The organism is Ruegeria sp. AL11, assembly GCF_056540865.1.
The window spans coordinates 154361-178019 of record NZ_JBQFXO010000012.1 but is presented as its reverse complement, the minus strand read 5'-3'; the positions used below and the strand labels follow the sequence as shown (position 1 = coordinate 178019).

Annotated in this window: 25 protein-coding genes; 16 read left to right on the top strand and 9 right to left on the bottom strand. The window is 59.1% G+C overall.

Going from position 1 to position 23659, the window contains the following annotated elements:
- The first annotated feature begins 3 nt into the window (after positions 1-3).
- The 13 genes from trpS to ACR0IP_RS19575 all read left to right on the top strand — a co-directional run bounded on the left by trpS (position 4) and on the right by ACR0IP_RS19575 (position 11478).
- A complete protein-coding gene (gene trpS, locus ACR0IP_RS19635) occupies positions 4-1032 on the top strand; it encodes a tryptophan--tRNA ligase (RefSeq protein WP_480527424.1) in 1029 nt (342 codons plus the stop codon).
- Positions 1033-1091: 59 nt separating this feature from the next.
- Positions 1092-1955 (top strand): branched-chain amino acid aminotransferase, encoded by an 864-nt coding sequence (locus ACR0IP_RS19630; RefSeq protein WP_480527422.1) that lies wholly within the window; start codon positions 1092-1094, stop codon positions 1953-1955.
- 65 nt (positions 1956-2020) lie between these two features.
- Complete coding sequence (locus tag ACR0IP_RS19625; protein ID WP_170378913.1) at positions 2021-2476, top strand: universal stress protein; 456 nt, start codon at positions 2021-2023, stop codon at positions 2474-2476.
- 6 nt (positions 2477-2482) lie between these two features.
- Positions 2483-3076 carry a DsbA family protein gene (locus ACR0IP_RS19620; RefSeq protein WP_480527420.1) on the top strand — a complete coding sequence of 198 codons (594 nt, stop codon included), beginning with the start codon at positions 2483-2485 and terminating at the stop codon, positions 3074-3076.
- 69 nt (positions 3077-3145) lie between these two features.
- Positions 3146-3709, top strand: a complete 564-nt coding sequence (locus ACR0IP_RS19615) for a NifU family protein (RefSeq protein WP_170462695.1) — start codon at positions 3146-3148, stop codon at positions 3707-3709.
- A complete protein-coding gene (gene tsaB, locus ACR0IP_RS19610) occupies positions 3699-4286 on the top strand; it encodes a tRNA (adenosine(37)-N6)-threonylcarbamoyltransferase complex dimerization subunit type 1 TsaB (RefSeq protein ID WP_480527418.1) in 588 nt (195 codons plus the stop codon). Before ACR0IP_RS19615 ends, tsaB begins: the two co-directional genes overlap by 11 nt.
- Positions 4283-4696 carry a GNAT family N-acetyltransferase gene (locus tag ACR0IP_RS19605; protein WP_480527416.1) on the top strand — a complete coding sequence of 138 codons (414 nt, stop codon included), beginning with the start codon at positions 4283-4285 and terminating at the stop codon, positions 4694-4696. Before tsaB ends, ACR0IP_RS19605 begins: the two co-directional genes overlap by 4 nt.
- Before the next feature lie 157 nt (positions 4697-4853).
- The gene (locus ACR0IP_RS19600; RefSeq protein WP_170378922.1) at positions 4854-5852 is read left to right on the top strand and encodes a BMP family ABC transporter substrate-binding protein; all 999 of its coding nucleotides are present in this window, start codon (positions 4854-4856) and stop codon (positions 5850-5852) included.
- A gap of 84 nt (positions 5853-5936) precedes the next feature.
- Positions 5937-7466: an ABC transporter ATP-binding protein gene (locus ACR0IP_RS19595; protein WP_480527414.1), complete on the top strand. Its 1530-nt coding sequence runs from the start codon at positions 5937-5939 to the stop codon at positions 7464-7466.
- A 1-nt stretch (position 7467) separates the two neighbouring features.
- Positions 7468-8562, top strand: coding sequence for an ABC transporter permease (locus tag ACR0IP_RS19590; RefSeq protein ID WP_170378926.1), 1095 nt, complete (start codon positions 7468-7470; stop codon positions 8560-8562).
- The gene (locus ACR0IP_RS19585; RefSeq protein ID WP_480527412.1) at positions 8562-9530 is read left to right on the top strand and encodes an ABC transporter permease; all 969 of its coding nucleotides are present in this window, start codon (positions 8562-8564) and stop codon (positions 9528-9530) included. Before ACR0IP_RS19590 ends, ACR0IP_RS19585 begins: the two co-directional genes overlap by 1 nt.
- Positions 9531-9787: 257 nt before the next feature.
- Entirely contained in the window at positions 9788-10708 is a 921-nt protein-coding gene (locus ACR0IP_RS19580) for a sulfite exporter TauE/SafE family protein (RefSeq protein ID WP_170691469.1), read from the top strand.
- Positions 10709-10710: 2 nt separating this feature from the next.
- Positions 10711-11478, top strand: a complete 768-nt coding sequence (locus tag ACR0IP_RS19575) for a TIGR02186 family protein (RefSeq protein ID WP_170642786.1) — start codon at positions 10711-10713, stop codon at positions 11476-11478.
- Positions 11479-11481: 3 nt separating this feature from the next.
- Here the strand turns inward: ACR0IP_RS19575 and ACR0IP_RS19570 are convergent, their stop codons facing one another.
- The 6 genes from ACR0IP_RS19570 to ACR0IP_RS19545 form a co-directional block, all read right to left on the bottom strand.
- Positions 11482-12210, bottom strand: a complete 729-nt coding sequence (locus tag ACR0IP_RS19570) for an SDR family oxidoreductase (protein ID WP_170642785.1) — start codon at positions 12208-12210, stop codon at positions 11482-11484.
- Entirely contained in the window at positions 12207-13739 is a 1533-nt protein-coding gene (locus ACR0IP_RS19565) for an AAA family ATPase (protein WP_170642784.1), read from the bottom strand. Before ACR0IP_RS19565 ends, ACR0IP_RS19570 begins: the two co-directional genes overlap by 4 nt.
- Positions 13740-13799: 60 nt before the next feature.
- Positions 13800-14438 (bottom strand): acyl-homoserine-lactone synthase, encoded by a 639-nt coding sequence (locus ACR0IP_RS19560; protein ID WP_480527409.1) that lies wholly within the window; start codon positions 14436-14438, stop codon positions 13800-13802.
- An 83-nt stretch (positions 14439-14521) separates the two neighbouring features.
- A complete protein-coding gene (locus tag ACR0IP_RS19555; protein ID WP_480527407.1) occupies positions 14522-15241 on the bottom strand; it encodes a helix-turn-helix transcriptional regulator in 720 nt (239 codons plus the stop codon).
- Positions 15242-15604: 363 nt separating this feature from the next.
- Positions 15605-16891, bottom strand: a complete 1287-nt coding sequence (ccrA, locus tag ACR0IP_RS19550; RefSeq protein ID WP_170468948.1) for a crotonyl-CoA carboxylase/reductase — start codon at positions 16889-16891, stop codon at positions 15605-15607.
- A gap of 111 nt (positions 16892-17002) precedes the next feature.
- Positions 17003-18391: a 1-acyl-sn-glycerol-3-phosphate acyltransferase gene (locus tag ACR0IP_RS19545; protein WP_170721177.1), complete on the bottom strand. Its 1389-nt coding sequence runs from the start codon at positions 18389-18391 to the stop codon at positions 17003-17005.
- A 144-nt stretch (positions 18392-18535) separates the two neighbouring features.
- On the opposite strand from ACR0IP_RS19545, the gene ACR0IP_RS19540 reads away from it, so the two are divergent.
- The 3 genes from ACR0IP_RS19540 (at position 18536) to deoD (ending at position 21676) form a co-directional block, all read left to right on the top strand.
- Entirely contained in the window at positions 18536-20503 is a 1968-nt protein-coding gene (locus tag ACR0IP_RS19540; protein ID WP_170678759.1) for a protein meaA, read from the top strand.
- Positions 20504-20625: 122 nt separating this feature from the next.
- Positions 20626-20943, top strand: a complete 318-nt coding sequence (locus ACR0IP_RS19535; protein ID WP_170678757.1) for an H-NS histone family protein — start codon at positions 20626-20628, stop codon at positions 20941-20943.
- A 19-nt stretch (positions 20944-20962) separates the two neighbouring features.
- A complete protein-coding gene (gene deoD / locus ACR0IP_RS19530) occupies positions 20963-21676 on the top strand; it encodes a purine-nucleoside phosphorylase (RefSeq protein ID WP_170468961.1) in 714 nt (237 codons plus the stop codon).
- Between the two features lie 275 nt (positions 21677-21951).
- Here the strand turns inward: deoD and ACR0IP_RS19525 are convergent, their stop codons facing one another.
- The 3 genes from ACR0IP_RS19525 to ACR0IP_RS19515 all read right to left on the bottom strand — a co-directional run bounded on the left by ACR0IP_RS19525 (position 21952) and on the right by ACR0IP_RS19515 (position 23642).
- A complete protein-coding gene (locus ACR0IP_RS19525; RefSeq protein WP_480527404.1) occupies positions 21952-22098 on the bottom strand; it encodes a hypothetical protein in 147 nt (48 codons plus the stop codon).
- Between the two features lie 124 nt (positions 22099-22222).
- On the bottom strand, positions 22223-23002 hold the full coding sequence (locus tag ACR0IP_RS19520) for a succinate dehydrogenase iron-sulfur subunit (RefSeq protein WP_170462678.1): 780 nt from the start codon (positions 23000-23002) through the stop codon (positions 22223-22225).
- Between the two features lie 13 nt (positions 23003-23015).
- Positions 23016-23642, bottom strand: a complete 627-nt coding sequence (locus ACR0IP_RS19515; protein ID WP_170691491.1) for a sulfotransferase — start codon at positions 23640-23642, stop codon at positions 23016-23018.
- Positions 23643-23659 lie beyond the last annotated feature (17 nt).

The following is a 23659-nucleotide window of genomic DNA, read 5'->3' as shown; positions in this document are numbered from 1 at the left end:
TCGATGACCCAGACCCAATTCACGCCGCGCGTGTTTTCCGGCATCCAGCCTTCGGGCGGGCTGACCCTGGGCAACTATCTGGGCGCGATGAAGCGCTTTGTGGATATGCAGGGGCCAGAGTTCGAAACCATCTATTGCATGGTCGACCTGCACGCAATCACCGTCTGGCAGGACCCCGCCGCCTTGTCGCACAACACGCGCGAATTGTGCGCGGGTTATATTGCGGCGGGCATCGACCCAGAACAATCCATCCTGTTCAACCAAAGCCAGGTGCCCGAACACGCGCAATTGGCGTGGATCTTCAACTGCGTTGCCCGAATGGGCTGGATGCAGCGCATGACCCAGTGGAAGGACAAGGCGGGCAAGAACACTCAAAACGCCTCGCTGGGTTTGTTTGCCTATCCGGCGCTGATGGCCGCGGACATTCTGATCTATCACGCAACCCATGTGCCGGTGGGTGAGGACCAGAAACAGCATCTTGAGCTGACGCGCGACATCGCGATCAAATTCAACAACGATTTCGGCGTCGATTTCTTCCCGGTCACCGAACCCGTGATCGAAGGGGCGGCCACGCGGGTCATGAGCCTTCGTGACGGCTCCAAGAAGATGTCCAAATCTGATCCGTCAGACATGAGCCGCATCAACATGACCGACGATGCCGACACGATCGCCAAGAAAATCCGCAAGGCCAAAACCGACCCGGATGCCCTGCCGTCGGAAGTCGACGGTTTGGAAGATCGCCCTGAGGCGCGCAATTTGGTCAATATCTACGCCGCGCTCAGCGACAGCTCGGCCGCGCAAGTGCTGGCCGAGATTGGGGGCAAGCAGTTCGGTGAGTTCAAACCGATGCTCGCGGAACTGGCGGTCGAAAAACTGTCTCCGATCTCGTCCGAGATGGCCCGCCTGATGGGTGAACAATCCGAGATTGACCAGATCCTTGCCCGTGGTGCGGAAAAGGCGCGCGCGATTGCCGCCCCGATCCTGAAGCAAACCTACGAGATTGTGGGCATGGTCGGCGCTGCATCGCGCTGATTGCACTGGACCTTCGCCTGACGCCCTCCTAGGTTTGCCGAAAGCTGAGGGAGGGCGCTATGGCAGTCGGCAAGAATATCCGCACCTATTTCGAAGGCCAATGGCATGAAGGGGACGCACCGATCATGCGGGCGGCAGATCATGGGTCGTGGCTGGGGTCCTCGGTTTTTGATGGCGCGCGCTACTTTGACGGCATGGCCCCTGACCTGCTGGCCCATTGCGCCCGCGTGAACCGATCCGCCGAGGCGCTGATGCTGACCCCGACCGTGACCCCGGAACAGATGGTCGATCTGGTACGCGAAGGGCTGCAAGCCTATGGCCCGGATCAGGCTGTCTATATCCGACCGATGTATTGGGGCATCCACGGAGACGTCACGGCCATCGTGCCCCAGAAAGACAGTACCGGTTTCGCCATCTGTCTTGAAGAGATCCCAATGGCGCCCGAAACGGCCTCGGTTACATTGACAACCACCCGGTTCCGCCGTCCGGTGCTGGAATCCGCCGTGGTGAATGCCAAGGCCGGGTGTCTCTATCCGAACAACGCCCGGATGCTGACTGAGGCGCGCTCCAAAGGGTTCTCGAACGCGCTGGTCGCCGACGCGATGGGGAATGTGGCCGAAACCGCCACCGCCAATATCTTCATGGCCAAAGACGGAGAGGTCTTTACCCCCATGCCCAACGGCACCTTCCTAGCCGGGATTACCCGCGCGCGACACATCAAGAACCTGCGCGCCGATGGTGTCACCGTACATGAGTCCGTCCTCAGCTTTGATGATTTCCATGCGGCGGATGAGGTGTTCATGTCCGGCAACATGAACAAGGTGACGCCCGTGACCGCTCTGGACGACACGCAATATCAGGTTGGCACTATCGCCCGTCGCGCCCGCGCGCTCTACTGGGATTGGGCAGCAAGCGAGCGCTAGGGATTTACCCGAGTTGCCAGCACGTCATCGGTCGGGCATGATCCCAGAAAATCAAGAGGACCCAAATGCGCAAGTTTCTCGTCATTCTGGATGACAGCCGCGAATGCCTGAACGCCATGCGTTTTGCCGCGATGCGGGCCGCGCATACCGGCGGCGGCGTGACAATTCTGTCCGTGATCCCGCCGGATGAATTCAATCACTGGATCGGTGTGGCCGAAACCATGCGCGAAGAGGCCCGCGAGCGCATCCACGCCCATTTCGAAGTCTTCGCCAAATGGATGCGCGACAAGCAGAGCGTTGAGCCTGAACTGGCCATTCGCGAAGGCGATCCGGTGGCGCAGATCATCGAACACGTACAGTCCGACCCGGAGATTGGGGTTCTGGTTCTGGGCGCCGGCACCGACAAGAAAGGGCCGGGTCCGCTGGTGACTCAGCTGACCAAGAACTCGGGCAGCATGCCGATCCCGATCACCATCGTGCCGGGCGATCTGAGTAAGGAAAAACTGGAAGAGATTACCTGAGGCACCATGGCAGCACCCGTTCAGTTCTGGTTCGAATTCGCCTCGACCTATTCTTACCTCAGCGCGATGCGGATCGAGCAACTGGCCGCTGAAAAAGGGGTGCCCATAGATTGGCAGCCCTTTCTTTTGGGGCCCATCTTTGCCGAACAGGGCTGGAATACCTCTCCATTCACGATCTACCCCGCCAAGGGCCGCTACATGTGGCGGGATATGGAGCGTTTATGCGCCGCGCGCGCATTGCCGTTTCAACGCCCTGATCCGTTTCCGCAGAATTCCCTGACCGCTGCGCGTTTGGCCGTCGCCATCGGGGCCCAAGACCAGCGGGCCGCGTTTACCCGTGCCGTCTACATGGCCGAGTTCGGCGAAGGCCGCGATATCTCGGCCGCATCAACATTGACCGATTGCCTTGCAGCCGCAGGTCTGCCCGCCGGTTTTATGAACAAATCGCAAGACCCGCAGGTCAAAGCGGCGCTCTTTGCTCAATCCAGCCGCGCCAAGGATCTGGACCTGTTCGGCGCACCCAGTTTTTTCGTCGGGGATGAGGTTTTCTGGGGCGATGACCGGTTGGTTGACGCGATAAACCACGCCCTGACAATTTAGAACGGTTCCAAATCTTGACTTCCACGGCGGCTGCCCGCATATCAGAAGCAACGAAAACGGAGCTGCCTCATGTTCATTCAGACCGAATCCACCCCGAACCCGGCGACCTTGAAGTTCCTGCCCGGCCAGACGGTGCTTGAGGCAGGCACAGCCGACTTCCCATCCGCAGAAGCGGCCGAAAAATCGCCACTCGCCCAGCGCATCTTTGCGGTCAGCGGCGTGACCGGCGTGTTCTTTGGCAATGACTTTGTCACCGTCACCAAAGCGGATGACGTCGATTGGGACCACATCAAGCCAAGCATCCTCGGCGCGGTGATGGAGCATTACCAATCCGGCCAGCCCGTCATGGGGGCCGAGGCGGCGCCCGCATCCGGCCATGCCGAACATACCGGCGAGGATTCGGAAATCGTCGACCAGATCAAGGATCTGCTGGACAGCCGTGTGCGCCCTGCGGTGGCTCAGGACGGTGGCGACATCACCTTCCACGGCTTTGACCGCGGCGTGGTCTACCTGCACATGCAAGGGGCCTGCGCGGGCTGCCCGTCCTCGACCTTGACCCTGAAAATGGGGATCGAAAACCTGCTGCGCCACTATATCCCCGAAGTGACCGAGGTTCGCCCCGTTGCCGTCTGAACCGACCCTTCTGGCATTTGACACATCGGCCGCGCATTGCGCGGCCGCTTTGTTGCGTGGCTCTGAAATTGTCGTCACGCGGGCCGAGGCCATGTCACGTGGGCAGGCCGAACGCCTGATGCCTCTGCTGGAGGAGGTTCTGTCTGAGGCCGGTCTTGGCTGGAAAGACCTGAACGCCATTGGTGTTGGCGTAGGACCGGGAAACTTCACCGGCATTCGAATCTCAGTCTCAGCGGCACGCGGGCTTGCATTGGGTCTGAACATCCCGGCCGTCGGCGTGTCAGGTTTTGACGCTTTGGCCGAGATCATGCCCGACGGTCACCTGCCCGCGATCTCGGCCCCGCGCGATCAGGTCTATGTGCGGACCTCAGAAGGCTCACGCCTGATGCCTCGGGCCGAGGCCGAGGGGCTTGGCCCCCTCTTCACTGCCACGGATCCAAACGCGCATGTTCAGGCCATCGCCCAAGTCGCGGCGCGCCGATACGGCACGGAAACGGCCCCACCCGCACCGCTTTACATTCGCCCCGCGGATGCGGCCCCTTCTCGCGACCTCCCTCCTGTGCTGCTGGACGAATGACCCCGAACGACATGGCCCTGACCCACGCTGCGGCCTTCACACAGGCGCGCCCGTGGACGGCTGCCGAGTTCGAAGACCTACTGCAAAACCGCTTCACCTATGTTGTCGGAGGCCCCAAGTCCTTTGCCCTATTTCAGGTCATCGCGGGCGAGGCCGAGTTGCTGACCATAGCGACTCACCCCCTGCATCAGCGTCAGGGCTTGGCTGCAACCTGCATGAAAAACTGGCACGCCATTGCTGCTGACCTCGGTGCGGCGCGCGCGATTCTTGACGTGGCGGCTGACAATGGGGCCGCTATCGCGCTCTATGAGCGCTTCGGATACAGCCAATGCGGGAGGCGAAAAGGCTACTATACACGGGATTCCGCCTCAAATTGCGACGCAATCGTGATGGAACGCCCCCTACCGTAGCCCTACATCCCACTTTTTAGACCAAGTGGTCAAAAATCAGTTGACCATGCCTGTTGCATACGGCCTTAATTCCCGTCATCACAACGGTTATGCTCGCTATAGGTGGGTAAACGAGGCTAGTTTAACCTCGAACCGACAAAAACAACGGGAGTACCAAATGACCCTGATGAAATCCTTGATGGGCGCTGCCGCCGCCGTCGCTCTGACCGCTGGTGCCGCACTGGCCGAACCGGCCCTGATCTTTGACCTGGGTGGTAAGTTCGACAAGTCGTTCAACGAAGCCGCACATAACGGCGCACAGCGTTGGGCCAACGAAACCGGCGGCACCTATCGCGAGATCGAGCTTCAGTCCGAAGCACAGCGTGAACAGGCCCTGCGCCGTTTCGCCGAAGCTGGCGCGAACCCGGTGATCACCATGGGCTTCGCCATGGCCGATCCGCTGTCTGCCGTTGCCGGCGACTATCCTGAGACCAAGTTCGTCGCGGTTGACGTCACCTGGCTGGACGCCCCGAACATCCGTCAGATCGGCTTTGCCGAGCACGAAGGCTCGTACCTTGTTGGTATGATGGCTGCAATGGCGTCGGAGTCGGGCACTGTCGGCTTCATCGGCGGCATGGATATCCCGCTGATCCGCCACTTTGGTTGCGGCTATGCGCAAGGCGCCAAGGCCGTGAACCCCGACATCAATGTTGTTGCCAACATGACCGGCACAACACCTGCCGCATGGAACGACCCGGTTAAAGGGTCCGAGCTGACCAAAGCGCAGATCAGCCAAGGCGCCGACGTGATCTATGCGGCCGCAGGCGGCACCGGTGTTGGTGTTCTGCAGACCGCAGCGGATGAAGGCATCCTGTCGATCGGCGTGGACAGCAACCAGAACCACCTGCACCCGGGCAAGGTTCTGACCTCGATGCTCAAGCGCGTGGACGTGGCAGTCTATGACGCGATGAAAGCAGGTGAAGATCTGGAAACCGGCGTATTCGCCATGGGCCTGGCCGAGGACGGCGTTGGTGTTGCCATGGACGAGAACAACAAAGAACTTGTCTCGGTTCGTATGAACGACGCCGTGGACGAAGCACGCAAAGCGATCATCAACGGCGACATCTCCGTTGTCAGCTACTACGAGAACGACAGCTGCCCGGCGCTGCAGTTCTGATATCGCACGGGGCGGGGGGTGACCTCCGCCTCGGTCCCACTCTGCCGCGAACCGCGCGGCCCTTCGGCAACCCAAGGACAAGACATGACAGTCCCCGCCATTGAGCTCAAAGGGATTTCCAAAGCCTTTGGGCCGGTTCAGGCCAATAAAGACATTTCCATCAGCGTCGCCCCCGGCACGATCCATGGGATCATCGGTGAAAACGGTGCGGGCAAATCCACGCTGATGAGCATTCTCTACGGCTTCTACAAAGCCGATAGAGGTGAGATTTGGATCAACGGCACCAAGACCGACATTCCAGACAGTCAGGCGGCCATCGCCTCGGGTATCGGGATGGTGTTCCAGCACTTCAAGCTGGTCGAAAACTTCACCGTTCTTGAAAACATTGTTCTGGGCGCCGAGGATGGCGGGCTGCTGGCCCCGTCTCTGGCCAAAGCCCGGAAAGAGCTGAAAGCGCTGGAAGAAGAGTACGAGCTGTTCGTCGATCCCGACAAGCGCATCGATGAGATCGGCGTGGGCATGCAGCAACGGGTCGAGATCCTCAAGGCGCTGTATCGCAAGGCCGAGATCCTGATCCTTGATGAGCCCACCGGCGTTTTGACCCCGGCCGAGGCCGACCAGCTGTTCCGCATCCTCGACCGTCTTCGGGCCGAAGGGAAGACGATCATCGTGATCACGCATAAGCTGCGCGAGATCATGGAGAACACCGATACCGTTTCGGTCATGCGGCGCGGAGAGATGACGGCCACGGTCAAAACCTCCGAAACCAGCCCGGAGCATCTGGCCGAACTGATGGTGGGCCGCAAGGTCCTGCTACAGGTCGACAAGGTGCCCGCGCAGCCCGGAAAACCCATTCTTGAGGTCCAAGACCTGCGCGTGTTCGATGCCGCAGGTGTTGAACGTGTCAAAGGCATCGACCTGACCGTCCGCGCCGGTGAGATCGTCGGCATCGCAGGCGTCGCGGGCAACGGCCAGTCGGAATTGTTGGAAGTTCTGGGTGGGATGCGCCCCGGTCAGGGCTCGATCAAGCTGAACGGTACGCCCTTGCCCCTCAGCGGGGCCGGGTCTGATGGTCAGGCGCGTCGCGCGCAGCACATCGCGCATGTACCGGAAGACCGTCAGCGCGAAGGTCTGATCATGGATTTCCATGCTTGGGAAAACGTTGCCTTCGGCTATCACCGTGACCCGGCCTACAAGCGCGGCCTGTTCATGGACAACGCCGCCCTTCGCGCGGACACCGAAGCAAAGATCGAGAAATTCGATGTGCGTCCCCCAAACGGCTGGCTGACCGCCAAAAGCTTTTCCGGAGGCAACCAGCAGAAAATCGTCGTCGCGCGCGAGATTGAGCGGAACCCAGACCTGTTGCTGGTTGGCCAACCGACCCGCGGCGTAGACATTGGCGCGATCGAATTCATTCACAAACAGATCGTAGCCCTGCGCGACCAAGGCAAAGCGATCCTGCTGGTCTCGGTCGAGCTGGAGGAGATTTTCTCGCTCTCGGACCGGATCGCCGTGATGTTTGACGGACATATCATGGGTGAGCGTCTACCCCATGAGACAGATGAAAAAGAACTGGGCCTGCTGATGGCCGGTGTTGCGGGAGAGGCCGCGTAAGATGGAAAAAATGCCCAAATGGGCCGACGTCGTGCTGATCCCCATCATCAGCCTGGTGTTGGCCACGATCCTGTCGGCGCTGGTGATCCTCGCCATCGGAGAGAACCCGGTTGAGGCCGTGAACCTGATGGTCACAGGCGCGCTGGGGTCGACCTATGGCTGGGGCTATACGCTCTACTACGCGACCAACTTCATGTTCACTGGGCTCGCGGTGGCCGTGGCTTTTCACGCACGGCTGTTCAACATCGGCGGCGAAGGTCAGGCCATGCTGGGCGGCCTTGGAGTGGCGATGGTGTGTCTCTACATCCCTTGGCCGCATTGGAGCATCGCTCTGATCGCTGCAGGACTGGGGGCCGCTGTATTTGGCGCAGCATGGGCCGCAATCCCGGCTTACCTGCAAGCCAAACGTGGCAGCCACATCGTGATCACCACGATCATGTTCAACTTTATCGCAGCCGCCTTCCTGAACTACATGCTGGTAAATGTCATGCGCCCGCAAGGCTCGCAGGACCCGGCAACAGCGCGCTTCCCCGAGGCAGTACACCTGCCGACCTTCCAATCCATGTTCTCAACCGCTGAGAACGTGATGTTCCGCGGCGCACCGGCCAATATTTCGTTCTTCGTGGCGATCATAGCCTGTTTCGTGGTCTGGGCTCTGATCTGGCGCACCCGGCTGGGCTATGAAATTCGGGCTTATGGTCATTCGGAAACCGGTGCCGTCTATGCCGGGATCTCGCCGGTTCGCATCACCATCATCGCCATGCTGATCTCGGGCGGGTTAGCTGGTCTGATGGCCATCAACAACGTGATGGGTGAGGCAGAGCGTCTGGTTCTGAACTCAACCGAAGGCGCGGGTTTCATCGGGATCGCCGTGGCGCTGATGGGCCGTTCGCACCCGTTCGGCGTGTTCCTCGCGGCGCTTCTGTTCGGCTTCCTCTATCAAGGCGGTGCCGAACTGGCCTTGTGGACATCCATCCCGCGTGAGCTGATCGTCGTCATTCAGGCGCTGGTGATCCTGTTTACCGGAGCGTTGGACAACATGGTGCGGATGCCGCTTGAAAAGCTGTTCCTTGCACTGCGGAAGGAGCCTCAGTGATGGATTCGTTCGTAACACTGATCCAGGTTCTAGACTCCACCGTCCGCCTGGCGACGCCATTGCTGCTGGCCTGTCTTGCGGGCCTCTATTCCGAACGCGCCGGGATCTTCGACATCGGGCTTGAGGGCAAAATGCTGATCTCGGCCTTCTTCTCGGCGGCTGTGGCAGCGGTGACCGGCTCGGTCTGGTTAGGATTGCTCGCGGGGATCGCGTCGTCTCTCGTTTTGTCGGCACTACATGGCGTGGCGTCGATCACGTTCCGGGGCAATCAGCTGATCTCAGGCGTGGCGATCAACTTCCTGGCCTCAGGCCTGACGGTTCTGATCGCGCAAAGCTGGTTCCAACAAGGCGGGCGCACCCCGTCGTTGTTCGGGGAAGGCCGGTTTGAACCGATCAACTTCCCCTTCGCCGAAGCGCTGAGCGACGTGCCCTTCGTCGGCCCGATCTATTCCGAGCTGCTGTCCGGCCATTCGATCCTCGTCTATATCGCCTTCCTGATGGTGCCTGCGACGTGGTGGATCCTCTATCGCACCCGGTTCGGGTTGCGGTTGCGTGCGGTGGGTGAAAACCCCGCTGCCGTGGATACAGCCGGTGTCTCAGTCGTCGGTCTACGCTTTGCGGCTGTCGCCATATGCGGCGTGCTCTGCGGTATCGCCGGAGCCTATCTGGCAACCGCCCTTCAGGCCGGGTTTGTCAAGGAAATGACCGCCGGTCGCGGGTTCATCGCGCTGGCGGCGCTGATCTTCGCGAAATGGCGGCCTTGGCACGCGATGTGGGCCTGTTTGCTGTTTGGTCTACTTCAGGCCATCGCGCTGCGGTTCCAGAATATCGACTTGGGCGGCATCGTGATCCCTGTGCAGGTGATGGACGCCCTGCCCTATATCCTGACCGTGGTGATTCTTGCGGGCTTCGTCGGCAAGGCGGTTCCGCCCCGCGCCGGCGGCGATCCCTACGTGAAAGAGCGCTGATAAGTCCAGTTCAGGGCCAATTCTGGGTCCTGTTCGCTGCAGAGCGGCATGCAGAGTTGATTTTGCATGCCGCAACCGTTCTAAGAGGGTATGTGCGTGTTTCCTCTGATAGAAAAGAGTGCAAACCTCCCCTCGTATTTGCCAAAGACGGGTGGTAGGCCTGTGACCGCAGCGCCCGATATTCAGGCTGCACGCATTTCCGATGCCGGCGGGTTCACCGCTTTGCACAGCCGAACTCAATACGACTAGAGCATGCCATGCAAATTTACCTTCCGATTGCCGAAGTCTCCGTAAACGCCTTTCTACTGCTAGGGCTTGGAGGCATGGTCGGCATTCTGTCGGGCATGTTCGGAGTCGGCGGTGGGTTCCTTATGACGCCGCTTCTGTTCTTTATCGGCATCCCTCCGGCAGTTGCCGTCGCGACCGAAGCCAACCAGATCGTCGCCTCGTCCTTCTCGGGCGTTCTGGCTCATTTCAGGCGAAGGACGGTCGATTTCAGGATGGGCACGGTGCTTTTGATCGGCGGCCTCATCGGGGCCGCGCTTGGCGTTGTCGTGTTCAACTACCTCAAGAGCTTGGGCCAGGTCGATCTGCTGGTGACGCTGTGCTACGTCGTCTTCCTTGGCGTGATCGGCAGCCTGATGTTTGTCGAAAGCCTGCGCGCCCTGCGCAAGGCCAAGAAGGGCGGAGGGGCACCTGCCAAGCGCCGTCAGCGCGGCTGGGTCCATGCGATGCCCTTCAAGATGCGCTTTCGCACCTCGGGTCTGTATATCTCGGTCATCCCTCCAGTTCTGGTCGGCCTCTGCGTAGGCGTTCTGTCCGCGATCATGGGCGTCGGCGGCGGCTTTATCATGGTGCCCGCGATGATCTATCTGCTGGGCATGCCCACCAAGGTTGTGGTCGGGACATCCCTGTTCCAGATCATCTTCGTAACCGCCTTCACGACAATGTTGCATGCCACCACGAACTACACCGTGGACGTGGTTCTGGCCGTGCTGCTTCTGGTCGGCGGCGTTATTGGGGCTCAGATAGGAACCGTGATCGGCGCCCGGATGCCAGCCGAACAATTGCGGGTTTTGCTGGCCGCGCTTGTGCTGGTCGTCTGCGGCAAGCTGGCGCTTGATCTGCTTCTGGAACCGTCCGAGCTGTATTCGCTTGGCGCCAGCGGGGGGCACTGATCATGGTCCGCTCATTGATCACCGCCCTGTGCCTGTTCTGCCTGCCCGCGGCTGCCGCGGAAGAGCAGGTGGTCCTGGGCCTCAGCCAGGACCGCGTTGCCATTACCGCCACGTTCGACGGGTCCGAAATTCTGATCTTCGGGGCCATCAAGCGCGAAGCTCCGATCCCCGAAGGCCCTCCGCTAGAGGTGATCGTCACCGTTGCCGGCCCGTCCGAGCCTCTGACCGTGCGCCGTAAAGAACGTAAACTAGGAATCTGGGTGAACACCGACAGCGTCGAGGTCGATCTGGCCCCCAGCTTCTACGCTGTTGCCACCAGCGGACCATTTAAAGAAATTCTCACCAATACCGAGGATCTCCGCTATCGGGTTTCCATCGAACGGGCCATCCGCTCGGTTGGGGCGGCCATGCATATTGAGGCCGCTCAGGACTTTGCCGATGCCGTGATACGCATTCGCGAAAGCGAGAGCCTGTATTCGATCCGCGAAAACACGGTTGCCGTGGATGAACAAACCCTGTTCCGTACTTCCATCGACATGCCCGCCGACCTGACCGAAGGCGACTATGCCGCGCGCATCTTCCTGACGCGGGGCGGCAATGTGGTGTCGCAATACGAAACCACCATCGACGTGCGCAAAGTGGGGCTTGAGCGGTTTCTCTACAACATGTCCCGCGAACAGCCCGTTTGGTACGGGCTGATGTCACTGGTCATCGCCATCGCCGCTGGGTGGGGGGCCTCGACGGCTTTCCGTCTGCTCCGCGAAAAGTAGCGCTCAGCCCCGGCCGATATAGGGCATGGTCGTGGCCATCACGGTCATGAACTGCACATTGGCCTCGGGCGGCAGATTTGCCATGTGCAGCACCGATTTGGCAGCGTCTTCCACATCCATGGTCGGATCGGGCGTCGCACCGTCGGCAATCGCAGCATCGACTAGCCCCTGCACCATCTGTGTGCGGGCATTTCCGATGTCGATCTGACCACAGGCAATGCCAAAATCGCGCCCGTCCAGCGACAGGCTGCGCGTCAGCCCGGTGATGGCATGTTTCGTTGCAGAGTAGTGCACCGAATTCGGGCGCGGCACATAAGCCGCGATTGAGCCGTTGTTGATGATGCGTCCGCCTTGTGGGGTTTGATGACGCATGATCCGAAACGCCTCACGCGCGCTCAGGAACATACCGTTGAGGTTGACGTTGACGCTTTGGTACCAGTCCTCCAACGCGATTTCATCAATCGTACCGCCGGGTGCGAAGATGCCTGCATTGTTGAACAGAACGTCCAGCCGTTCGGCCCTGTTCGAGAACGACCGAAAGGCGCGCGCAACCGCCACCGGATCCGTCACATCCGCAACCAGAGGGATGGCGTTGCGATGCCCTTCGGCCAGTTCCGTCAGTTTGTCTTCGCTGCGGGCAAGCAGGCCGACGGTCCAGCCCTCAGCCAGAAACAGCTCTGCTGTAGTCTTTCCGATCCCGGAACTCGCGCCGGTTATGAGGATGGATTTCATATCTCTTCAGCCTCCAGTGTCAGGGTCGTCGCCGGAATGGCACGCAGATCATCGACGCGCAGAGGATGGGTGGGTTTGGACAACCGATTGCGCACCACCCAGATCAAGCGTTCCTGCGCGCGGGTGATGGCAACATAGGCCAGTCGTTTCCACAAGGGCTGCCCGGCCTCGGTCCGACCCATGCGGGCAGCGGCGTAGATGTCCGGCGCAAAGACCTGCACCGTATCCCATTGCGAACCCTGCGCCTTATGGATAGTAACCGCTGCCCCATGCAGAAAGGTCGCACCCATACGCGCGGCATAAGGGATAAACGGCTCTTCTTCATCCGGCTTTTCGATCTGCACAATCGACGCGGCACTGACTTGAGGGTCCTCGGCCCCCATGACATGCAGGCGAGAGAAACCGGGTTTTCGCCCCGGCCCCAGATAAACCACCTGAGCACCCTTGATCAGGCCGCGCGCCTCAAGATCCAGTCGTTTCTTACGGTGTTTCAGAGGCAGCTCTATCCCGTCGCAGATCAGCGGCTCACCTTCCAGCAATTCCGTCTCGGGGGCGCCATGGACCTGCCGGAAGGCCTGGATCAGACGGATGCGCGTTGCGTTGCGCCAGACCAGAACCGGGCTGCGGGCCATCAGATCAACCTCGACCCTCTGCCCCCAGACCACACGGTCATCGCGACGCGAGGTGTCTTCGACCAGACGCTCGAAATCCTCAAACCCCATGGCAGGGTCAGCAAGCGCATGAGCCAGATCGAGGATGGGATTATCGGCGTCCTGCCGGTGTATGCGATGCAGGGTCAGTTTGCGCGGCTCGGGCAGGGTTTCGAACACCATGCTGCCAGATTGGTTCACTGGTGCCAGCTGTGCTGGATCACCGAACAACAACAACGACGGGAAGATCTCCTTCAGATCATCAAACTGGCGGTCATCCAGCATCGAGGCTTCATCGACAAAACCGATATCCAGCGGCTCTTCCCGGCGTTTCCAGCCAGTGATGAAATCCGACCCGCGCAAACCGGCGGCGGCCAGAGCACCCGGGATCGACTTGTTGTTCTGATAGAAAGCAGCGGCCCGGTCCAGCGCCTCATCCGTCAGGCCTTCGATCTCGGGCCGTTCGTCATTGCCCTCAAGCCATTCGGCAATCCGTTCATATTCCGGGTCGTAGACGGGCGTGTAGAGAATGCGATGGATGGTCGTCGCGGGTACCCCCCGCAGGCGCAAAACGCTTGCGGCTTTGTTCGTGGGGGCCAGAATCGCCAGACTGCGTTTGTCGCGAGACTTGCGGCTTTCATAGTCACCCGAGACGATGTGAACGCCCGTCTCGGCCAGCGCCTTGTACAGTTCAGCTAGCAGTAGGGTCTTGCCCGAACCAGCCTTGCCGATCACGGCCATAACGCCCGATTCACCGTTTCCCGGCAGTTTCAGCAGCGCATCATCTTCAAGGTCCACCCCGGCAGAGCGCAGCATCTCGGCGATACTGTCATAGGCGGCGGCCTGATCTTCTGAGAAGGTCACATTGGGCAAAGACATGGCGCGACCCTACAGGGCCACGCCACCCTTCACCAGATACGGATTTGGGTTTTCAAGGTCCTAGGCCGACAGCGCAAATCGGTGTTGTTTTGCCGGGCCGAATGCGGTTTTGAACCATAGGCGCGAAAGCTCGCGCGGGATGCCCGCCCGTTCGGCCACGCGGTTGCAATCATCCGCGGAATAGGGCCACAGGCCGACCGAGATCTGATCGCGCCCTTTCCCCTCGGACCCCAACACAATCGGAGACGACCCGATCAACCGGTAGATCCGGATCATCCGCGCATCAAAGACGCCGGCGATATGGGTCAGGCCGAACCCCTCCATCATTTCACCGCCGCTCAGCATGATAGCCCCAGCCGTATGGGGGCTGGCTGTGCGCGATAGGCAAAAGCGCGTGACCTCCCAGATCAGAGGGCTGCAGATCGGCTCGCCCTCGTTGAGATGACCGAACACCTCGTTCACCATGACCGGGCCAGTGGTCGGCAGAACCCGCATTGAGCCGCCATGGCTACCATCCGGCTCCTCCCAAATCACGTAGAGCGGGTTGAGATCATCGTATTGATCCCGCTCTTCCCCTTTTTCATTGACGTAAACGTCCCATCCCAGCCGGGTTTTGAACTGATCCGCGCGATCGCGAAACATCCCTTCGGCCAAAGCTGGAAATTTTTGCAGCTCATCCGCATACAAATAAAGCAACATGACTAATTCCCCTTGTCATCCTGTACAGGAACGAAAGGGGTACGAAGTCGTGGTTAATTTACTGTTCTAAGACCGTACGTTGCTTAAACGACTATTAACCCACGGCTGAGCGCGGTCGCGATCGCGTGTGTCGTGTTTTGCGCGCCCAGTTTCGAGCGCGCGCTTTCAATGTAGACCCTAAGCGTGTGTTCCGAGATCGACAGGGAATGCGCGACCTGCGCGCGGCTGAAGCCCTGCGCAAGCAACGTCATCGCATCAATTTCACGCGGGGACAGACCTCGGGTCGCTTCAGGCTGCCTGTCCTTTTCAAACTCCAGTGCTTTGCGGTTGATGTAATGCGCCACGAGAATCAATTCTCGGCCAAAAGTCGAGATGAAATCCTGCCAAGTGCCGTCGTCACAACTGTGATTGACGGTGAACAGCGCAAACTGCCCGTTCGGCCCTCGGATCGGGATCGAATAACCCTGATTGCCCACCCCATGTTCCAATGCATCCTGAAGAAACGCTTTGGACACCCTGCCGGACCAGTCCAGCGATTTCCAATCAACCGGGTGAAATCGTTGGAAACACCCCAGTATCACAGGGTCGATGCGGTGATAGTTTTTTTCGCGATACCGTTCATCCCAGGCATTGGAATAGGTGGTATAGCCGTACTGATCCCCGGCGGCATCCACCCAATGATAGGTCAGATGTTCGACTTTCAGACAGTCGCGCAGGCGAATGGCGACCGAGCCAAGCTCATCAAGCGTGCTGGTGTTTTCCAAATCCTTCAGGATCTGACCCAAATCGAGTTCTGTTCCCATCCGCGGGCGCCCGTGCCTTATCTGTCATGGACGCGATCTCGGCTGCGGCAATCAGCTTGGTGTCGTCCAGCTGTTCGGCCAAGGCAGTGAACCCATTCGCAACAGCGAACGCGTTGAGGTCCGACAATACGTCCAGTATCCACTCATTTTGCGCCATTAGGGTCTCTCTGAAACAGTTAACGAAGTGTTAACACAACCATAACATGTGCGATCTTTTTGACCTATTCACCGGTTTCTACTCCCCAAAAATAGTGAGGGGCAAAATTCCAACCTGTTGAAACAAAAAAGGACTTTCCCAGAAGGCAAAACACCCGCGTATCGAATATCCGATTCGCGGGTGTTTTTGTCTATTTCAGGATGGGCTTATGGTCGCGCGTCCAGAACCTCTTCCAAAGTGCGCATGCCGGTGCGCGGGGCCTGAACCAGAACCGACATGTTGCCCGGCTTGTGCTCGTTGCGCAGCATTTTCATATGCGCTTCGGGCAGATCGTTCCACGCGAACACTTCCGACATGCAGGGGTCCAGACGGCGTTCGACCATCAGCTTGTTGGCGGCTGCCGCTTGCTTCAGATGCGCAAAGTGCGAACCCTGCAGGCGCTTCTGGTGCATCCACATGTAGCGCACGTCAAAGGTACAGTTAAACCCGGTGGTGCCGGCACAAATCACGACCATACCGCCTTTTTTGACCACGAAGGTCGACACTGGGAAGGTGCTTTCGCCGGGGTGTTCAAACACCATATCAACGTTATTGCCTTTACCGGTGATATCCCAGATCGCCTTGCCGAACTTGCGGGCTTCTTTGAACCACTCGGCATATTCGGGCGTGTTGACCGTGGGCAGCTGACCCCAGCAGTTGAAGTCCTTACGGTTCAGAACGCCTTTGGCGCCCAGCCCCATCACGAAATCCCGTTTGCTTTCGTCCGAGATCACGCCGATCGCATTTGCACCAGCCGTGTTGATCAACTGGATCGCGTAAGAGCCCAAACCACCCGAGGCACCCCAAACCAGAACGTTCTGACCGGGCTTCAGGTCATGCGGCTCGTGACCGAACAGCATCCGGTAGGCCGTCGCTAGCGTCAGGGTATAGCACGCCGCCTGCTCCCAGGTCAGGTGCTTGGGACGCGGCATCAGCTGTTGCGCCTGCACGCGAGTGAATTGGCTGAACGACCCGTCTGGGGTCTCATAGCCCCAGATGCGCTGGCTGGGCGAGTACATCGGATCCCCGCCGTTGCATTCCTCGTCGTCGCCATCGTCTTGGTTGCAGTGGATCACCACCTCATCACCAACCTTCCAGCGCTTGACCTTGTCGCCAACGGCCCAAACGATGCCCGACGCATCCGAACCAGCGATATGGTAGGGGGCCTTGTGGCCATCAAACGGGCTGATCGGCTGGCCCAAAGCGGCCCAGACGCCGTTATAATTGACGCCCGCCGCCATCACGAGGACGAGAACCTCATTGCTGTCCAACTCGGGCACATCGACCACTTCCTGCTGCATCGCAGTATTTGGTTCTCCGTGACGCTCTTTGCGGATCGCCCAGGCGTACATCTGCTTGGGAACAAACCCCATCGGAGGGATTTCCCCCATTTCATAGAGGTCCTTTTCGGGTGCCTCGTACGACGCGATACCGCTTTCGGTGTCCAAAGCCATGCTGGCCTCCTTTTCAATATCTTTGCCGCGGCGCAGAATCGCCGCCTCTCCTACAGAGGGATAGGAGGGGTTGCGCAACATTGCAACCATCTTTGGTCTATTTTTGTAATTTTATGACCCAGCGGGTGCAGAAACATCTTTCGCGAGCGCAGCATTGGCGGATTTCACCTGTTCTGGTACTGACTCTGCATAATAATCCAAAAGATCCTCGCGCTGCCCGGACAGATTCAAAACCCCGTCTTCAAGGGTCAGAATGCGCCGTTCGACCATTTGATCCACAGCGCTGGTGATGGCGTCCTCTGATTCCGCCAGCGCCAGACCATCGGCTTCCATGAGGGCACGGATACGACTCCGCACCTCTTGTTCGGGCATAGGGCCATTCTCGCGCAGCAGCCAGCACGCGGCCGGCCCCGGCACCAAGGGAATCGCTGCGCCAATCCGTTTCATCAACGCGCGGGCGAGGTCGGTCATGACGTCATCACCGGCTCGTGCCTCGAAGTCTTTCAGCGAGATCGGCTTACCATACCGAACCGCGGCCAGTCCGAACCGCTTGTAGCGACCGATCAACCGACGCCAGATTTGCTTGAGAACCCAGCTTGTGATCACCCCGATCCGCGCGCGAAAACGTCGATCGGTTCCGAGGGCGGCGCGCGTCAGGATCGTGTCCTCAAGCACGCGGTCATAGTTCAGGGCCACCGGCACAAACACCACATCGCGCCCCTCGGGCGAGGTGCCGTCGATAATATATTTCAACAAACCCAGCTTGGGGCGCCCTAAAGCGCCGGTCAGGCTGAGCCCGCCTTCGGGGAACATTGCCTGCGTTACACCCGCTTCGGTCGCGTGCCGGACATAGCTGGCCAGAACCTGGCGATACAGCTCGCTGCCTGATTTGCGACGGATGAAGTACGCGCCCATCGCGCGGATCAACCGGCTGAGCGGCCAAACCCGCGCCCATTCGCCCACGGCATAGGACAGGGCGGATTGCTGCGCCGCCAGATAGGTGACCAGAACATAGTCCATATTGCTGCGATGGTTCATCACAAAGACAACCGTCGCCTCGGGGTCGATATCCTTGATCGCGCTTTCATCCTTATAGCTGAGATGCACGTTGTAGAACGCGTTGCTCAGCAATCGGGACAGGCGAATGGCGAAGCTGAAATAGGCAAAAGCCGAAAAGGACGGCACGATCTCACGCGCGTATCGGCGGGCTTGTTCGAACGCAACGGCTTCGGGGATGCCTTCTTCATGGGCGTGCTGCTGCACCGCGTGCCCGACCTGAGGATCATAGATGAGCCGCTGGATCATGTCGTGCCGCCGCGCAAGTTTGAACGGCTGGATCGGCCTCTGCAGGCGTTGGTTTAACCGAGAGACCGCCCTCTCAAGCCTGCGGCGAAAGAACCAGCGGACGGAAGGGAACAGAAAATGCGAGGCAAAAGTGACCATGGCAAAGACCACGATCAACAGGAATAGCCACAGCGGAAGTTCCACGGTTCTCAACATCGGGCCACACTGCCACCAAACGAGGCGGCTCACAATCTAGACAATTCGCATATGCCGCAACGCAGCGAATTGACAATGCCTGAAAATTGCGATTTAGAACCCGTAGACGTAATTTTGTTACCCACCGAAACACGAGGCCCGCCCATGACGCAGATGCAGAAAGACCGCCCCTGGCTGATCCGAACCTATGCTGGTCATTCCACCGCCAAAGCCTCGAACGCGCTGTATCGCGGCAACCTCGCCAAAGGTCAGACTGGCCTGTCGGTGGCGTTCGATCTGCCGACTCAAACAGGCTATGACAGCGACCACACGCTAGCGCGGGGTGAGGTTGGCAAAGTGGGTGTGCCGATCTGCCATCTGGGCGACATGCGGGTCCTGTTCGATCAGATCCCGCTAGAGCAGATGAACACCTCGATGACGATCAACGCGACGGCCCCATGGCTGCTGGCGCTCTACATCGCTGTGGCCGAGGAACAGGGCGCGGATGTCTCAAAGCTGCAAGGCACTGTTCAGAATGACCTGATCAAGGAATATCTCAGCCGCGGCACCTATGTCTGCCCGCCAAAGCCGTCACTGAAGATGATCGCGGATGTGGCTGAGTATTGCTACACCAACGTGCCAAAATGGAACCCGATGAACGTGTGTTCCTACCACCTGCAAGAGGCCGGCGCGACCCCGGAACAGGAGCTGGCCTACGCGCTCGCCACCGCCATTGCGGTGCTAGATGAGCTACGCCCTCGTGTGCCTGCCGAGGACTTCCCTGCCCTATGTGGACGCATTTCCTTCTTCGTAAATGCAGGTATCCGCTTTGTCACCGAAATGTGCAAAATGCGGGCATTCGTCGATCTTTGGGATGAAATCCTTCAACAACGATACGGCGTTGAGAACCCCAAGTTCCGCAGATTCCGCTATGGCGTTCAGGTCAACTCGCTTGGGCTGACCGAACAGCAGCCGGAAAACAACGTCTACCGCATCCTGATCGAAATGCTGGCTGTGACCCTGTCGAAAAAGGCGCGCGCCCGTGCCGTTCAATTGCCTGCCTGGAATGAGGCTTTGGGCCTGCCCCGCCCCTGGGACCAGCAGTGGTCGATGCGCATGCAGCAGATTCTGGCTTATGAGACGGACCTGCTGGAATATGGCGATCTGTTCGACGGGAATCCGGCGGTTGATGCCAAGGTCGAAGAACTCAAGGAAGGCGCGCGGGCCGAATTGGCCAATCTCGACTCCATGGGTGGTGCCGTGGCCTCGATCGAATATATGAAGTCACGACTGGTCGATTCCAATGCGGAACGCCTGAACCGCATTGAACGGAACGAAACCATTGTGGTCGGTGTGAACAAATGGGTCGACGGTGAACCCTCGCCTCTGCAAACCGAGGATGGCGGCATCATGGTTGTGGACCCTGCGGTCGAGCAGGAGCAGATCAATCGCTTGAACGAATGGCGGGCAGAGCGTGATGACCTAGCCGTGGCTGCTGCTCTAGGTGCTCTGCGTGAGGCGGCACAAACCGGGGCAAATGTCATGGAGCCCTCGATTGCTGCGGCCAAGGCCGGTGCAACCACGGGTGAATGGGCCGAGGAAATGCGCAAGGTCTTCGGCACCTACCGTGGCCCAACCGGCGTGTCCGGCTCGGTCTCGAACAAGACCGAAGGGTTGGAGGACCTGCGCGCCTCGGTCGATGCGGTTAGTGACCGGCTCGGGCGTCGTTTGAAATTCCTGGTCGGCAAGCCGGGGTTGGATGGCCATTCCAACGGAGCCGAGCAGATTGCCTTCCGCGCCCGCGATTGCGGCATGGATATCAGCTATGAGGGCATTCGCCTGACACCAGAAGAAATCGTCTCGGCCGCATCCGAGGATGATGCCCATGTGATCGGTTTGTCGATCCTGTCTGGCAGTCATCTGCCTCTGGTCGAAGACGTAATGACCCGCCTGAAACAGGCAGGCCTGTCGCACGTGCCTGTCATCGTCGGTGGGATTATTCCGGACGATGACGCAGACGCTTTGAAGAAAATGGGTGTCGCCAGAATCTACACGCCCAAGAATTTCGAATTGAACGCAATCATGGGCGACATCGTCGCGCTGGTGGACCCGCAGGAAATCGCCGCCGAATAACACCCGTTTTGAAAAACTCTTGATGGCTATTCCCGAAATACCGGGAATAGCCTATATCGGCGTATGGAAATACGGCTTGTATTTTTCAACCGTAGCCACTCACGCCTGAAAGAGGAAAAGTAATGGGACTTGAGCTTGAAAAAATGTCACGCAATGAACTTCTGCAATTGCGCGACGATATAGATAAAGCCCTGGTAGATGCTGAAAAGCGCGAGCGCAAAGCCGCTCTGGAAGCTGCCGAAAAAGCCGCAGCCGAATTCGGGTTTTCCTTGTCCGAGCTTTCGGACACCGGGCCAAGAAGCGCCAAGTCACAGAAATCAAAAGCGAAATACCGCAATCCAAACGCCCCGGAACAAACCTGGACGGGTCGTGGGCGCAAACCTCAATGGGTGCATGACGCGCTGAATTCCGGCACCGATATCGCCGAGTTGGAAATCTGAATTTGAGGTCTTTTCAGAAATGACAATCCACATTGGCGCAGAAAAAGGCGACATCGCAGAAACCGTTCTATTGCCCGGAGATCCCTATCGGGCGAAATGGGCGGCGGAAACGTTTTTGGATGACGTTAGGTTGGTCAATGACGTGCGCGGCATGCTCGGGTTCACCGGTACGTGGAAAGGAAACCCTGTCACCATTCAGGGCAGCGGCATGGGGATGCCCTCACTTTCCATTTACGTGAACGAATTGATCCAGGATTTCGGCGCAAAGACACTGATCCGCATTGGCTCCTGCGGTGGTATGCAGGACAGCGTCAATGTCCGCGATGTTATCCTGGCTATGACATCGACCACGCTCAGCACACCGTCGCGGGGCATCATGAAGGAACTGAACTTCGCCCCCTGCGCCGATTGGGGGCTGTTGCAGGCCGCGGCCAATGCGGCGGCAGCCAAGGGAACACCAACCCATGTGGGCGGGATCTATTCGTCCGATGTGTTCTACGATGAGCGCCCTGATCTGAACGAACAGATGGTGCGTCACGGCATTCTGGGGGTCGAGATGGAAGCGGCCGAGCTGTATATCCTCGCCGCCAGACACAAATGCCGTGCTCTTGCGGTTCTAACCGTCTCGGACCACCTGCTGACGGGTGAAGCCCTGCCCTCATCTGAACGGGAGCGTAGTTTTGGCGACATGGTCGAGATCGCACTGCAAGCGGCCTTCCCGGACGCAGCATAGAGTGAAACGGGCCGAGCATGTCTCGGCCCGATTTCTATTTGCCGATTGATTGTCGCAGACATTTCGAAGGACGATCTGATCCGTCGGATCTCGCGCCGCAAAAGGCGCAGACCCACAGATCCTGGTCTCGATGCTGTCGCCAGCGACAATCGCGTGTCAGCGAAGACGTGCGGGACCGCCAGAAGAAATAGGCGAAAACCCCAGCGGCCAGAAGAAGCAGAATAACAGGCATAGTTCTGTTTGGCCCGCTCCAGCCGCAAATGGCAAGGCTGGTGTTAGGCTGCGTTTGCGTATTCGAACAGATCAGGCGCTCGCTGATCCTCAGTACCAACAGGTTCTGGCGTGTAATACGCCCAAGCTTGCTCCAACAGGGTCAGAGCTTCCTTGGCGTCAGGTTTCGGTGTGTTTGCTTGTGTACTCATCGGAGTGATCCTGATTTCATCACTCCTCCCTTCTGCAAATATACGGCGTCAGTGGACCGACGACATCGGACGTTTTTGCAAAGGGGGCATGCGCTTGCCGCAGCACGGCAAGCGCATCGGTCGATCAGACAGAGCGTTCGACCATCATCTTCTTGATCTGCGCGATCGCTGCCGCCGGGTTCAGACCCTTCGGGCAGGTCTTTGCACAGTTCATGATCGTGTGGCAGCGATACAGCTTGAAGGGATCTTCCAGCTCATCCAGACGTTCACCAGTGGCTTCATCGCGGCTGTCGATGATCCAGCGATAGGCGTGCAGCAAAGCTGCGGGGCCAAGATAGCGGTCGCCGTTCCACCAATAGCTCGGGCACGAGGTCGAGCAGCTGGCACACATCACGCATTCATACAGGCCATCCAGCTTCTTGCGGTCTTCGATCGATTGCTTCCACTCTTTCGCGGGGCGGTTGGTCTTGGTTTCCAGCCACGGCATGATGCTGGCGTGCTGCGCGTAGAAATGCGTCAGGTCGGGGATCAGGTCCTTGACCACCGGCATATGCGGCAGCGGATAGATCTTCACGTCGCCCTTGATCTCATCCATGCCGTAGATACAGGCCAGCGTGTTGATCCCGTCGATGTTCATCGCGCAGGAGCCACAGATCCCTTCCCGGCACGAACGGCGGAAGGTCAGGGTCGGATCAATCTCGTTCTTGATCTTGATCAGCGCGTCCAGAATCATCGGACCGCAAGTGTCCATATCGACGAAATACGTGTCGACACGCGGGTTCTGGCCGTCATCAGGGTTCCAGCGATAGATCTGGAACTTGCGCAGGTTCTTCGCGCCGTCCGGTTTGGGCCATGTCTTACCGGTGGTGATCCGGGAATTCTTGGGCAGGGTCAGTTGAACCATGTCAATTCTCCATTCAGCCTGTCCGGGCGCGGTCAGACGCGCCTCGATTGTAGTGCCCCCAATGGGCAATGTTCACGTCAAAATCCGCAGATAACCAGTCGGCAATCGCCTGAGGGTCATCGCGGTCGATATCAAAGCGCAGGAACCTTGGGTTCCCGTCGAAATAGGCCTGCACCTCGGCGTGGTGTACGTCATACATCCGGCGCCAGCCCTGTTTCACCTCGTCTGCGCCCATCCCGTTGGCCTTGCAGCAGCGTTCGAGATAGCCGCCATTGCTGTGCAGCGCGCGCGACGAAATCCAATCCTCGCGATTGCGCGTGTTCAGCAGAAAGTAGGCATCCGAATAAGCAGCATGCAACTCGCGGAAGAACCGCGTGCCATCCAGCATGAACCGTGCATTCACAAAGGCAATGTCAGTAAAGGCCCGGACCGGGCCGAACCCATCCAGTGGTTTCCGACCCATGGCGATATTCGTCACCATTTTTTGGGCCAGATTATCCCCCTGATTGTCCACCCAATGCACCGACGCGATGCCGCTGTTCTGAAACAGCTTGTGCAGCGACGTGGTGGCGCAGCGGTTCAGACCGATCAGGATGATCTTGGGGGCCCGCGGACCCGAGGGCAGCTGTTCAACCGTCATGGCAAGCACCCCTCACC

Bases quoted from the DNA above. Each gene is read 5' to 3' on its own strand.
- trpS (WP_480527424.1), top strand. From the start codon at position 4: ATGACCCAGACCCAATTCACGCCGCGCGTGTTTTCCGGCATCCAGCCT.
- ACR0IP_RS19630 (WP_480527422.1), top strand. From the start codon at position 1,092: ATGGCAGTCGGCAAGAATATCCGCACCTATTTCGAAGGCCAATGGCAT.
- ACR0IP_RS19625 (WP_170378913.1), top strand. From the start codon at position 2,021: ATGCGCAAGTTTCTCGTCATTCTGGATGACAGCCGCGAATGCCTGAAC.
- ACR0IP_RS19620 (WP_480527420.1), top strand. From the start codon at position 2,483: ATGGCAGCACCCGTTCAGTTCTGGTTCGAATTCGCCTCGACCTATTCT.
- ACR0IP_RS19615 (WP_170462695.1), top strand. From the start codon at position 3,146: ATGTTCATTCAGACCGAATCCACCCCGAACCCGGCGACCTTGAAGTTC.
- ACR0IP_RS19605 (WP_480527416.1), top strand. From the start codon at position 4,283: ATGACCCCGAACGACATGGCCCTGACCCACGCTGCGGCCTTCACACAG.
- ACR0IP_RS19600 (WP_170378922.1), top strand. From the start codon at position 4,854: ATGACCCTGATGAAATCCTTGATGGGCGCTGCCGCCGCCGTCGCTCTG.
- ACR0IP_RS19595 (WP_480527414.1), top strand. From the start codon at position 5,937: ATGACAGTCCCCGCCATTGAGCTCAAAGGGATTTCCAAAGCCTTTGGG.
- ACR0IP_RS19590 (WP_170378926.1), top strand. From the start codon at position 7,468: ATGGAAAAAATGCCCAAATGGGCCGACGTCGTGCTGATCCCCATCATC.
- ACR0IP_RS19585 (WP_480527412.1), top strand. From the start codon at position 8,562: ATGGATTCGTTCGTAACACTGATCCAGGTTCTAGACTCCACCGTCCGC.
- ACR0IP_RS19580 (WP_170691469.1), top strand. From the start codon at position 9,788: ATGCAAATTTACCTTCCGATTGCCGAAGTCTCCGTAAACGCCTTTCTA.
- ACR0IP_RS19575 (WP_170642786.1), top strand. From the start codon at position 10,711: ATGGTCCGCTCATTGATCACCGCCCTGTGCCTGTTCTGCCTGCCCGCG.
- ACR0IP_RS19570 (WP_170642785.1), bottom strand. From the start codon at position 12,210: ATGAAATCCATCCTCATAACCGGCGCGAGTTCCGGGATCGGAAAGACT.
- ACR0IP_RS19565 (WP_170642784.1), bottom strand. From the start codon at position 13,739: ATGTCTTTGCCCAATGTGACCTTCTCAGAAGATCAGGCCGCCGCCTAT.
- ACR0IP_RS19560 (WP_480527409.1), bottom strand. From the start codon at position 14,438: ATGTTGCTTTATTTGTATGCGGATGAGCTGCAAAAATTTCCAGCTTTG.
- ACR0IP_RS19555 (WP_480527407.1), bottom strand. From the start codon at position 15,241: ATGGGAACAGAACTCGATTTGGGTCAGATCCTGAAGGATTTGGAAAAC.
- ccrA (WP_170468948.1), bottom strand. From the start codon at position 16,891: ATGGCTTTGGACACCGAAAGCGGTATCGCGTCGTACGAGGCACCCGAA.
- ACR0IP_RS19545 (WP_170721177.1), bottom strand. From the start codon at position 18,391: ATGTTGAGAACCGTGGAACTTCCGCTGTGGCTATTCCTGTTGATCGTG.
- ACR0IP_RS19540 (WP_170678759.1), top strand. From the start codon at position 18,536: ATGACGCAGATGCAGAAAGACCGCCCCTGGCTGATCCGAACCTATGCT.
- ACR0IP_RS19535 (WP_170678757.1), top strand. From the start codon at position 20,626: ATGGGACTTGAGCTTGAAAAAATGTCACGCAATGAACTTCTGCAATTG.
- deoD (WP_170468961.1), top strand. From the start codon at position 20,963: ATGACAATCCACATTGGCGCAGAAAAAGGCGACATCGCAGAAACCGTT.
- ACR0IP_RS19525 (WP_480527404.1), bottom strand. From the start codon at position 22,098: ATGAGTACACAAGCAAACACACCGAAACCTGACGCCAAGGAAGCTCTG.
- ACR0IP_RS19520 (WP_170462678.1), bottom strand. From the start codon at position 23,002: ATGGTTCAACTGACCCTGCCCAAGAATTCCCGGATCACCACCGGTAAG.
- ACR0IP_RS19515 (WP_170691491.1), bottom strand. From the start codon at position 23,642: ATGACGGTTGAACAGCTGCCCTCGGGTCCGCGGGCCCCCAAGATCATC.